This window comes from Streptococcus timonensis, assembly GCF_047460355.1.
In the GTDB taxonomy this organism is placed as follows: Bacteria; Bacillota; Bacilli; order Lactobacillales; family Streptococcaceae; genus Streptococcus; species Streptococcus timonensis_A.
The window spans coordinates 17,250-29,721 of record NZ_JASHGL010000001.1 but is presented as its reverse complement, the minus strand read 5'-3'; the positions used below and the strand labels follow the sequence as shown (position 1 = coordinate 29,721).

The window sequence follows — 12,472 nt, the reverse complement described above, 5'->3', positions numbered from 1 at the left end:
ACTAATCTCCTAATGTTACTTTTAATTTCTTTAAATCTTTCAAGACTGTATTGGCACGAACGCTCTGTTTGGTAACAGTGTCTCCGCTACCTTCAAATTCGACTTCCAGATCCAACCATTTGGCTAAAGTTTCCACATTTTTCTTGGTCCACCCGTATAAATCAGGCATTTCTTCAACCTGGTCAGAAAGAAGTAATATTTGCTCATTAGCATCCAAGTTAGTCCCTTCTGCCACTGAACTCTCTTTAATTTTTGTCCCTGAGCCAATAACGATTGGTTGTACAAGATTGCGTCGTAATTCCTCCGCCATATCACCAGGACTATAATCATCAGTTTTTGGCATAGCATAACTAGTTGTAGTAGTTATTTGGTCTAAATTCTTAGCAGTTGATTGGAGATTTAATATATCTTTCATGGCAGAAGCTCGTTCAAGAATAGGATTAGCAAATTCTCCAAACCAAGGTGTAGAAAAGTGTTCTGGCTGTTGAACTGTTACGTAAAGAATAAAATCAGGATTTTCAGAAGGATGCATGGTTACTACAGAAAAGATATAATTGGTTTTCCCAACTAAGTATCCACCTTTTTGCTCATCTGCAATTTGAGCTGTTCCAGATTTGACAGAAACATTCTGACCAGGAACAGTAATTACTGGTTTATTATCATTACGATTATACATGGTCCCATAAATAGGGTCTGTACCAACCAAAATCATGTTTTCCCTAGTCAAACTAGCCGCTTCTTTAGAAACAGGATTCCCTACAACCTCCCTTTGTGATTTACGAGCAGTTTGATCATTTGGATCATAGAGGGCACTAATAAACTTCGGTTCCAGCATAACCCCATCATTCGCAATGGCTGTAAAAGCACGAAGCATCTGAGTATGTGTGACCGAGATACCTTGACCAAAAGAACTCATGGCAATATTAACAACGTTATCTGCAGGTAGTTGTCCCGCATACTCATCGGGCATTCCAAAACGAGTTGGAACTCCAAACTTGAATCGATTAAGGTATTCTAACCAAGTAGCATCCCCCATCTTTTGTTGGAGCAAGGTCATACCCACATTACTTGAGTGAGCAAACCCTTGTAAGTAAGTCATTATACTTCCAGCTGATAAGCCATCATTAACATCCCAGTCCCTGATAGTTGCATCTGCTACCTTTAATTCACTACTATTAAAGTATTCTCCTCCATTAAAGGTTTTATTATCAATAGCTGCAGCCAAGGTCATGACCTTCATGGTTGAACCAGGTTCGTAATTGCTCTGATATAAAAGGTCTCGCCAAACAAAATCCTCAGTAATACCTTCTTTTGTATCCGCATCAAAAGTTGGTCTCTGAGTCGTTGCCAAAATCTCCCCTGTCTTAGCACTAACCAAGGTAGCATTCACATACTTTCCTTTAAGTTTCTCTTGAAACATATTCATTTGACTTTCCATAAAGGATTGTAGTGGACTAGATAAGGTGGTATATACATCCTTTCCATCTACCATTTGACGGGTAGCTTTTTCAGTTCCAGGTACGATATTTCCAAAGCGATCTTTTTCATAAGTAAGAATACCATCTGTCCCCGCTAGTAGACTATTAAGGGAGCTTTCCATACCGGACGTCCCAACGAGACTCTTAGAACCATCTTCGTTTTCATGAAGTTGGGCTAAACCGATGAAGGATGAAGCAAAGCGTCCATTAGGATAGCTTCTGTTGGGACTTGTTGTAAAGTCAATCCCCTCCACCTTGGCAGTTTCCAAGTCCTTTTTAATGGCCATCATGTTGGCGTAAGTGATTCCATTACCTTTAACACCAAAGGAAACTTGCTTGAGATTTGGTTTGGAAAGTTGTTCCTTGACATAAGACTCTTCCATATCCAAATACTTGTGGAAAATCTCTGCAACTTTATTGTACTGTGATTCTTCTACATAGAGAATGTTACCATTTGCAGATTTATAATCTTTATCAATGACTGCGTATACATTATAAGATGTTGCATCTTCCGCAATGGGTGTCCCGTTACGGTCATAAATCGTTCCTCTTTTAGCAGGAACCGTTTTGGTTGTTTGGTGAACCCTGTCTGCTTCCTTGACCAAGTCAACACCAAACTTTGTACCAGTACCAATAATCACCGCAAAATTAACCAAAAAAACAGCAAAGAGAAAGACGGCCAAGAGGCTCAAATTCTTTCCCACTCGTCTGCGATTTTCTTCTGGATTTTTACGATTCTTAATGGCAAAGCGTATTATTCTTTCTTTCCAGGTTTTCATATACTACTCCGCCGATCGGATATTTTCATTATTTAACTGCAACTCTTGCGAGTCGGCAATTCCTGTCAAGCGTTCTGATCGGATCAATTCATTAACTTCTTGCTTGGCATCATCTAGTTCGGTCTTCTTTTCTTCGATTTGATTATTAACTGTTGTTAACTCACTCTGAACTTGCAGGAGTTTTGTTTGCATATAGACAACACTTACTGCTAAGATCAGGGCTGTGATAGCAATTGAAAGGTAAAAGGCCTTTTCAACCCGCGAAAATCTTTTGAACCGCGCTTGTAGTAATTGGCTGGTCGTTTCTTTTCTTTCTGGCATTTTTTCCTCTTACTTGTGAATTTTTCTAGCTACTCGTAGCTTGGCTGAGTGGGAACGGTTATTGGCTTCCAACTCTTCTTTACTCGGTAAAATCGGTTTACGGGATACTAATTCCATCTTAGGCTTGAGCTCGTCTGGGATGAAAGGCAAACCTTTGGGAACTTCCACTGTTGAAGCTTCCTTAAAGAGTTGCTTGGTCAGACGATCTTCTAGCGAATGGAAGGTAATCACTGAGATTCTTCCTTCCAGAGCCAGCATGTCCATAGCTTGTTGGATGGATTCGTCCGCAGCTCCCAGCTCATCATTAACTTCAATTCGAATGGCTTGGAAAATCTGTTTAGCTGGATGTCCCTTTTTCTTGAGTTCCTTAGCAGGTTTGGCAGATTTGATAATCTCCGCCAACTCAGTTGTTGTCTCAATTGGCTTGATTTCACGCGCCTGTTCAATCTTACGAGCAATCTGTTTAGAAAACTTATCCTCTCCATACTTGAAAAAGATACGTACCAAGTCATGATAGTCATAATGATTGACAACTTCATAAGCAGTCAGACTAGCCTCTTGGTTCATCCGCATATCAAGTGGCGCATCTTTCTTGTAAGAAAAGCCGCGTTCACGCTGATCTAGTTGAGGACTAGATACACCCAAGTCATAACAAATTCCATCAATTTCCTGGACACCAGCTTCCTGCAAACGTGCCTGTAAATGACGGAAGTTGTCCTTGATGAAGGTGACCATTCCTTTTTCGATATAAGGTGCCAGACGTTTTTGCGCATTATCAATGGCATTCTGGTCCTGGTCAAAGGCATAGAGATGCCCTTTTTCACCTAATTTACTTAATAAATACTCGCTATGGCCTGCTCCGCCCAAAGTTGCATCAACGTAGATACCATCTGATTTCACATCAAGCATATCAATCGTTTCATGGAGCATGACCGTTACATGATGAAATTCTTTAGTCATATCTTATCTATTTTACCATAATTCTGACTAGCTTGCACCCGCTAAAGCCAAAACATTCCATTGCTACTTTATTCCTTGTATTCAAGAGGTTTCTCAGCAACTTGGGCTAGTTCCATTGTTTCTGAGGGATTCAACTGTTTGTGGACAGCTTCTGCTACTGCCCTTGGCACACCAACTTCTATAATTTCTTCCACACTAGCTTCCTTGATTTTTGTCAGAGATTTGAAATATTTCATCAAATTCTGCTTGCGTTTGGGGCCTAAGCCTTCAATTCCATCCAATCGAGAGGAGAAGGAATTTTTAGAACGGAGTTGACGGTGGAAGGTTATGGCAAAGCGGTGTACCTCATCCTGAATGCGTTGCAAGAGGAAAAATTCTTGAGAATTGCGAGACAACTCTACCACCTCGAGTGGGTCTCCAAAGAGTAATTCATGGGTTTGGTGCTTGTCATTTTTTTGCAGACCTGCAATAGGAATATCCAAACCTAACTCTTCTTGGATAACCTGCTTAGCAATATTGACTTGACCTTGCCCACCATCAATGACAATTAAGTCAGGCGGTGTCAGACCATCGAGTTGAACCCGTCCATAACGTCTACGAATGACCTCTCGCATACTTGCATAGTCATCTGGTCCGACCACAGTCTTGATTTTATACTTGCGGTAATCCTTCTTGCTCGGTTTTCCGTTGACAAAAACAACCATGGCAGAGACAGGACTAGTCCCCATGATATTGGAGTTGTCAAAAGACTCAATGCGGACTGGGGTCGGAATTTGTAGAAGTCGCCCAAGATTTTCAATAGCTCCTTGAGTCTTCTCAACTGATTTCTCTAACAGATTAAACTTCTGCTCTAAACTAACACGAGCGTTTTTGATAGCCAAATTAACCAGTTGCTTCTTCTCCCCTCGTTGGGGCTTGAGAACCTTTGTATCCACCAAAGCCTTGACAGCTTCTTCGTCAATATCTCGAGGAATCAAAATCTCATTCGGAACCAAGTGAGATTTTTCCTGATAAAATTGTCCCACATAGGTCAAGAAATCCTCGTCTGGATCGTTGTAGTAAGGGAAGAGATTGACATCGCGTTCAATCAGTTTACCTTGACGTACAAAGAAAACCTGAACGCACATCCAACCCTTATCCACGTAGTAACCAAATACATCACGATTTTGGAGATCTTTAGCCATGACCCGTTGCTTAGTTCGCAAAGTACCAATAGCCTGAATCAGATCGCGGTATTCCGCAGCACGTTCAAACTCCATCGTCTGGGCTGCAGTAGTCATCTTTTCCTTGAGTCCATCGATAATCTTATCATCCTGACCTTTCAAGAAATCAGAGACCTCCTGGGCCATGGCCTTAAAGAAGGCCTCATCTTTTTTACAGATGGTATGAGCCATGCACTGGCCGATATGGTAGTAAAAACAGACCTTATATGGTGGATTGGTACACTTACGGAAAGGGAAAATCCGATCCAATAGTCGTTTGATTTCATTGGCCGCACCCACATCCGGATAGGGACCAAAGTAAAGTCCCCCATCCTTTTTAACCTGACGCGTGATGATCAGGCGCGGATAACGCTCATTGGTAATTTTGATGAAGGGATAGGACTTATCATCCTTAAGCATGATATTGTACTTGGGCTTGTTTTCTTTGATGAGATTAATCTCAAGGAGAAGGGCCTCAACGTTGGACTCTGTGACGATAAACTCAAAATCCACAATCTCAGACACCAGGGCTTCTGTCTTGGTATCGTGACTTCCACGAAAATAGGACCGCACCCGATTGCGCAGATTTTTGGCCTTCCCTACGTAAATAATGGTGCCGTTTTTATCTTTATGAATATAACAACCAGGGCTAGTCGGCAACAGCTCTAGTTTTGATTTGATCAAGTTGTTCATAGTTCCATTATAGCAAAAAGCCCCCGCCATCGCTTGATTAAGGAGATTTTTATTTGCTTGTTTTGACCTTCTTCTAGGCTTCTCCAGCATAGAGCTCTTGAACAGCTGCTATGTCATCTGGCTGAATCCCATAGTAGGAGCCGGCTGGTTGCATAACAGAAGTTTCATTTGTATGATCGAGACCGATAGCATGGCCTAATTCATGCTCTGCTGTATGTACGATACGCTCATTAGAATAACCATAGCGAGGGTTTGAAAGATAAAAGTGATTCAAGCGCACTGTAACAGATAAAAACTGACCAGTTAACAGATTGGTCTGACTCTCCGCTTCGCCAGCTACAGATGTCAAGCCATCATTCATTTCAGTCGCTACAATATCTGCCTCATTAGAGTCGGATACAAGTTCAAAACGAAAGGCACCCGTCTGATTCCAGTTTTCTATGGCTCTTACATAGGCTGATTGAAAGGTTTCATCCATCTGGGGATCAATGTAAATATTAGCTGAAGGCTTCGCCCATTTAGCTCCTGAGTGCTGGTGATTATCTGTCTGCGATAGTCCTTGCAAGTCCCCTGTCTCTTGCCATTGTTGCCAACCTGCTTGACTGATTTTACTGATCTTTTCAACCTGATCAATTGTGGTATTTAGGTCTCCTGTAAGATACCAGAGAAGCCCAAAGGCTAGGACCAGCAAGAGGACAAAAGCCCAGACCAGACGCCAGACTAAATGCCATAAGAAACGCCAAAGACCTAGTAAGAGTCTTAAAAAGACTCGAATAAGCTTGAACATAGTTTCCCGCCTTTCCTAAAAATAAGAACCTATCTTGATAAGAATAGTCTCCCATTCCAAAGATAGATTCTCTATTTTACTGAAAAAAACTAAAAGAAATCTAAAACTAGGATAAACGCTCTTCCAAAACAAAATCAATCGGTAGAGTTGCCAAAAAGCGTTCTAGTTGATTTTCCCAGTAGTACCACTCATGGGTACCTGGACTATGACTGTAATGAATATCAAAGCCAAGTTTCTTGAGGTTTTTGACTTCTAGATTGTTAGCGGCGTAGAGGTAGTCTTGCTCACCACACCAAGCCCAAAGCTTGGTTTTCTTATCCGACTCTTTCGCTAGGGTTTCTAATGAATAGGGACTCTTCTCCCAGTCCTCAATCTTACCAAAAATTCCTCGCCAATATTCATAATTGCCTAAATCCTGACTTTCTGGTGAAAACCCTTGAAAACTGAGAGCTCCTGAAAAACTAGCAGCATGGGAGAAAGAATTGGTTGAAAGAGCTATTTTAAAGGAACCATAGCCTCCCATAGAAAGACCTGCAATAAAGGTTTTTTCACGTTTCCGCGTCATATTAGGAAAGAAACGCTTCATAACCTTTGGCAATTCATCTGCCAAGGCTGTGTAATAGTTAAAACCGTATTGGGTATCTGTATACCAGCCGTTACTTGTATTAGGCATAACAACAATCAAATTAGTCCCTCGTAACAAGCGCTCCACATTTGTCCGTTTGAGCCAACTGTTGTGGTTCCCTGACATCCCATGTAAGAGATAGAGAACAGGAATATCTGTGCAATCCGGGGCCTCAACCCGAGATGCATCGGGGTAGAGAACATTTACTCCCCACTCCATATCTAAAACTTCTGAGTAATACTCAATCTTCATTACTGCCATAACTTGCTCCATATTCGTTTGAGATAAGAAAAAGCCGAAACTCGACTTTCTCTCTTGTTATCTAATCCTTATTTTGCTTCCATGACTACTGGTAAGATAGCTGGACGACGTTTAGTCTGGTCAAAGAGGAATTTAGACAAACTGTCACGAACCTTTCCTTTGAGTTCTGCCCAATCAAAGTCTTCTCCTTGGAGATAGTCTTCAACTGTTTGGTTAATTAATTCAGAACTTTCACGTAGGATATCACGACTCTTCTTGAGGTAAATAAATCCACGCGTGTGCACTCGAGCCTTGGCGATGATTTTCTTATCATGACGGTTGACCGTGATGGCAACGATAAAAATTCCATCTTCTGATAGGACTTTACGATCACGAAGGACAACATTGCCGACATCTCCCATGGCATTCCCGTCAATCAAAACATCTCCTGCCGTCACTGCTCCAGATGGAACAAAGTCCCCATGTTCATAGGACATGGTGCTTCCTTTTTTAGGGATAAAGATATGTTCCGGTAGCATACCAACTGCCATGGCTGCCTTAGCGTGGGCGTCCAACTCACGGTATTCCCCTTGGATAGGGAAGAGATATTTAGGACGCAAGAGGTTGATCATCAACTGCAAATCACGCGCATTCCCGTGTCCAGACACTCGCAAGCTTTGAGTAATTGATTTAACGATACCACCCGCTTGGTAGATCATATTTTCTACACGCGCCATCACAGCTTCTTTGGCAATTGATGGAGTTGTGACGATATAAACCAAATCTCCATCCTTGATTTCAACATAACGGTGGCGACCGATAGACATCTTGCGAAGCCCGTTAATAGGCTCACCCATACGACCTGTCTCAAGGATAATCAACTCATGGTCTTCGAAGCGAGACATATCTTTTGGTTTAATCAAGAGACTTTCATTGGCTAGGGACAATTTCTTGAGGCGAATAGCCGTACGAACGATATTCTCAATATCAAAACCTGTCAAGACAATGCGACGACCAGTTTCTGAAGCGGCATCAAAAACCTGTTGGATTCGAGAAAGGTTACTTGCAACGGCCGCTACAATGATACGACCTTCCCAGTCGGCGATAGTTTGGGTGATTTCATCCCCAACTTCACTTTCACTTGCAACTTGGATGTTGCTATCTGCATTAGCCGAATCACTTAGAAGAGCTAAAACTCCCTCACGACCGATTTCAGCCAAACGACCAAAGTCTGTCGCATAAGATTCACTTGCTGTTTGGTCAAATTTGAAGTCCCCAGTATAAACGATGCTTCCCTCAGAAGTTTTCAAAACTACACCTAGGCTTTCTGGAATGGAGTGGGTCGTACGGAAGAAGGACACTTCTGTACCACCAAAATCAATCTCTGTATTCTCATCGATGACATGGAAATCATCAAATTTCTTGACGCTATCATTTCCCTTAACAAAGAGTTTAGCCAATTCGATGGTCAATTCCGAACCAAAAACGGGAACCTTGACTTCTGTCAATAGATAAGGTAAAGCACCGATAGCATCCGCATGCCCATGGGTCAAGAAGACACCTGCAATACGGTCACTGTTTTCAAAAAGATACTCCATATTTGGAATAACGACATCGACACCTAGTTGTTCAGTTTCAGGATATTTCAAGCCTGCATCTAAAATAAAAATTGAGTCATCTACTTCTGCGACGTACATGTTTTTCCCATTTTCACGGACACCGCCTAGTGTTGTTAATTTAATATTGGTCATTTTCCCTCCGAATAGTTACTTTTACTTATTTGTAGAGCTAGAAAGGCTCTCTTTATCTGAAGGTATCATCCACCTTCAGCCGAATCTTTTCCTCTCATTATACCATTTTTTTACTGATTTTCAAAATGAAGGTTTCCAGTTAAAGAACTATAAATAACTCTTCTCAAAAGCACAAACAAGAAAGAACTACAAGCTCCTCAAAAGAATGTTTTCTGACTAGCTTCCTGTCACTCTTCAAATCTTTCCGCGACATTGAATAGCACTTCGCAGTCACAGTAGGCTCCATTTACTTCTAAAAAGTCTCTAACTGTTTCGACATCCACATTGTGCTCTTCTAGAAATGTTTGTGTTAATAAAAAATCGTCCTGACAAGCTTGAGATTCAAGCTCTACATCCAAAAAGTCAAACAAGTCAAAAAAGAGCTCCCTTGACAAGGGCAAACTTTCTTCGAATTTTTGTCTTTCTTGCTTTTTATAGTCCGCTCGTAATCTCTTTTTCTTCAGTTTATCCATTTGACACCCCTAGCTTTCCTTGGGCCAGTTTATCTAGCCAACTAGTTCTCTTTTTCATTATAACATTAAACCGGCTCCTTTTGGACCCTATTCATGAATATAAAAAGAGTTAGCAAACCAGCCAACTCTTTTAGATTCTATTTATTTTTCCATCAAGAAATCATAAATTTCCTGCACAGTCGCTAGGGCCATCATCTCCTGGTCTTTAACGGTTTGTTTTAGTTGTTGATAAATATGACTCTCTGCTATGTCCCTCTTTGGAGCTTCTTTGTTCACTTTCATCACACCATTCTCAATCGTGACAAATCCAAGCTCTTCAAAAATCTGAATCATCTTAACTAGTAAGATTTGTTCAATTTTGAGATAGGCTGACAGATCTTTTAATTTATAACGAATATCAAACTCAGGAAACTGATAAATAGTCTTATAGAGTTTGGCAAATTGCTCTCTAGTTCCATAGCCCGTCAGATAATAGACCTTATCTATATCGTTTTTAAAGTAAATAGCTGAAAAATCTTGCTCCTGGATAATTTGCTTAAGCAGATTAAGGTCTTCTGGGATATTTTTTACAACTACTGCTGGGCTTGTGGTCAAATCTGGCAAATCCTTAGTGAAGTCCAAGACAGGAATGCCCTCTGGTAGAGGTACGCTCTTGCCACGAATATTAAAGAGTTGCACCCCGTCTACACGGGCATCGACCATCATCAACTGCAAGGTAGTTTGCCCATTCCATTGGTTGACTGACAGGGTTACTGCCAACTCTAATCCTTTGGCTTGGGAGAATTCTGCTGCTAAGCTACCTTTGCCAAAAGCTACCACTTCAAAATTACTTGTACCTCTAGAAATCTTTAATTTTAGATGAGCATTGCTTGCTCCCATAGCGCGAGCATTTTCAATCTGAAAATCTCGGATATAAAAGACTGGTTTTTGGTTATCCATTCCAAAAGGTGCCAAACGTTCAAAATTCTTGACCACATCAATAGTCAAGGCCTCTAAATCCAACTCTTCATCTAGGGATAAATTATTTTTAGTAGTTGCATCCAGACCTTTATCCAAGACATAGCTTTCCAAAACCTCTGATAGAGTATCTAGCTTATCAGCTTCCAAAGTCATACCTGCGGCACCCGCATGACCTCCAAAGGCGATAAAGAGATTGCGATGAGGATCCAAGGCCTCAAAAATATCAAGAGCTTCGATACTGCGAGCACTTCCCTTTGCCCGTCCATCTTCTAGATTGAGCACAATGACCGTCTGGCCTAATTCTTCCAGTAAACGTCCAGCCACAATGCCGAGCACGCCTGGATTCCAGCCTTCTTTAGCTAAAATCTGCACTTTCTTAGCCGGGTCCACCATGGCTTTGGCTTCTTGGTAAATAGCTTGGACAATTTCCTTGCGCTCTTCATTTTTCTCATGGATCATGAGAGCAATATCGTGAGCTTCTTCATCATCAAAGCCAGTTAATAAATCAATGGCTGGATTAGGGTCGTCTAGACGTCCCAAGGCGTTTAATCGCGGTGCTAGTTGAAAACCAACTGTCTCTTCTGTTACATCATTTCTAGCAATTCCGGCTATATTGAACATTTCTTGCAGACCCATTCTCTGGGTATTGCGCAAAACTTCTAAACCATACTGGACCATGATGCGATTTTCATCTGTCAGACTGACCATATCAGCTATAGTCCCAATAGCAACCAAATCCAACAGTTCAACTTGTACTTCTTCTAAAAGAGCGCAGGCCAGCTTAAAAGCAACCCCACAACCTGCCAAATGCTTGAAAGGATAATCAGCATCTGGATGCTCAGGATGGACAATCGCATAGGCATCAGGCAACACTTCTGGCATGGAATGGTGGTCTGTCACAATGACATCCACTCCCATGGACTGAGCCAAGTCAATGGCTTCATGTCCTGCCACCCCATTGTCCACAGTCACAATTAAGGAAATACCTTGCTGCTCAATGAAATACTTGTAAACACTGGCATTTGGTCCGTAGCCATCAGTGAAGCGATTAGGCAAATAGACCGCTACTTCAGCCCCTAACTGCTCCAAGCTTTCCTTGACAATAGAAGCCGAGGTCATTCCATCTGCATCGTAGTCACCATAAATCAGGATAAACTCTCCATCTTCAATAGCCCGACGAATGCGCTCCACCGCCTTGTCCATATCATGCAAAAGGTAGGGATCGTGCAAATCATCTAAAGTGGGCGTCAAAAAACGAGATAAGGCCTCTTGATCCTTAACTCCTCGACTATACAACAGACGAGCCACTTCAGGTCCGAGACCAGCTTTCTTGGCTATCTTGGTAAAATCTTCATCCTCCACTTGGGGACGAAATTGCCAATTATAAGTTGGAATTATCAAAACTCATTCACTCTTTCTTACCATTCTATCCTAATATTATAACACGATTTCCAGCATTTCTCCCAATATTCTCATCAGTTTCTAGAAGCCTAAAACTCTTTTCATCTTAAATGACTAACTTTGTGTTAAACTAAAAGCATGAAAGAACATTTTAATCATCGAGCAGAGTTATTTGACTCTCCAAAAAATACATTTCTCGCCCAACTTGTCTATCAGCAAATCAAAAGACAGGTCCCTGACTTGTCAGGAAAAACTGTTCTAGACTTTGGTGGTGGTACTGGCCTAATTACCCTTCCTCTCGCCAAAGACGCCAAATCAGTAACCTTGGTAGATATAGCCGATAAAATGCTGGACCAGGCAAGGATAAAGGCTAAAAAACAGGAGCTTCAAAATCTCACCTTCCTTTGTAGGGATTTACTCGCAGAGCCTTTGGAAGATACTTTTGATCTCATCATCGTCAGCCGCGTCCTCCATCACCTGCCTGATCTAGACAAGACTCTAGCCCTCTTTCACAGGCACTTGAAGGACCAGGGACAACTATTTATCGCTGACTACACAAAGACTAGCAAATCCCATCATGGCTTTATTATTGCTGACCTAGAGGAGGATTTAAGACAGGGAGGTTTTTCTGACATTAAGAGCCAAATCCTATACAGTTCAGATCACCTCTTTCTTTGGAACCCTTCTCAATTATTTTTAACATCAGCCAAAAAATAAATCCTTAGTATAAATTTCCAGGAAAACGCTTGCACATTTTTTTACT

The 12,472-nt window shown here is 41.5% G+C and carries 10 protein-coding genes; 1 reads left to right on the top strand and 9 read right to left on the bottom strand.

Annotation, left to right across the window (positions count from 1 at the left end; translation table 11 throughout):
- Position 1: 1 nt before the first annotated feature.
- From pbp2X to recJ, 9 genes are all read right to left on the bottom strand, one after another.
- Positions 2–2,257, bottom strand: a complete 2,256-nt coding sequence (gene pbp2X, locus QM941_RS00125; protein ID WP_414337486.1) for a penicillin-binding protein PBP2X — start codon at positions 2,255–2,257, stop codon at positions 2–4.
- Positions 2,258–2,260: 3 nt separating this feature from the next.
- The gene (gene ftsL / locus QM941_RS00120) at positions 2,261–2,578 is read right to left on the bottom strand and encodes a cell division protein FtsL (RefSeq protein WP_414337483.1); all 318 of its coding nucleotides are present in this window, start codon (positions 2,576–2,578) and stop codon (positions 2,261–2,263) included.
- A 9-nt stretch (positions 2,579–2,587) separates the two neighbouring features.
- Positions 2,588–3,538, bottom strand: coding sequence for a 16S rRNA (cytosine(1402)-N(4))-methyltransferase RsmH (rsmH, locus tag QM941_RS00115; protein WP_414337480.1), 951 nt, complete (start codon positions 3,536–3,538; stop codon positions 2,588–2,590).
- Between the two features lie 68 nt (positions 3,539–3,606).
- The gene (gene uvrC / locus QM941_RS00110; RefSeq protein WP_414337477.1) at positions 3,607–5,433 is read right to left on the bottom strand and encodes an excinuclease ABC subunit UvrC; all 1,827 of its coding nucleotides are present in this window, start codon (positions 5,431–5,433) and stop codon (positions 3,607–3,609) included.
- A gap of 73 nt (positions 5,434–5,506) precedes the next feature.
- On the bottom strand, positions 5,507–6,220 hold the full coding sequence (locus QM941_RS00105) for a M57 family metalloprotease (protein WP_414337474.1): 714 nt from the start codon (positions 6,218–6,220) through the stop codon (positions 5,507–5,509).
- A gap of 106 nt (positions 6,221–6,326) precedes the next feature.
- The gene (locus QM941_RS00100; RefSeq protein WP_414337472.1) at positions 6,327–7,106 is read right to left on the bottom strand and encodes an alpha/beta hydrolase; all 780 of its coding nucleotides are present in this window, start codon (positions 7,104–7,106) and stop codon (positions 6,327–6,329) included.
- Between the two features lie 68 nt (positions 7,107–7,174).
- Positions 7,175–8,836, bottom strand: coding sequence for a ribonuclease J (locus tag QM941_RS00095; RefSeq protein ID WP_414337469.1), 1,662 nt, complete (start codon positions 8,834–8,836; stop codon positions 7,175–7,177).
- Positions 8,837–9,063: 227 nt separating this feature from the next.
- A complete protein-coding gene (locus QM941_RS00090; protein WP_414337467.1) occupies positions 9,064–9,348 on the bottom strand; it encodes a DUF2695 domain-containing protein in 285 nt (94 codons plus the stop codon).
- 141 nt (positions 9,349–9,489) lie between these two features.
- Complete coding sequence (gene recJ, locus QM941_RS00085) at positions 9,490–11,709, bottom strand: single-stranded-DNA-specific exonuclease RecJ (protein WP_414337464.1); 2,220 nt, start codon at positions 11,707–11,709, stop codon at positions 9,490–9,492.
- Between the two features lie 138 nt (positions 11,710–11,847).
- Between recJ and QM941_RS00080 the strand changes: the two genes are divergently transcribed.
- Entirely contained in the window at positions 11,848–12,426 is a 579-nt protein-coding gene (locus QM941_RS00080) for a class I SAM-dependent methyltransferase (protein ID WP_414337461.1), read from the top strand.
- Positions 12,427–12,472 lie beyond the last annotated feature (46 nt).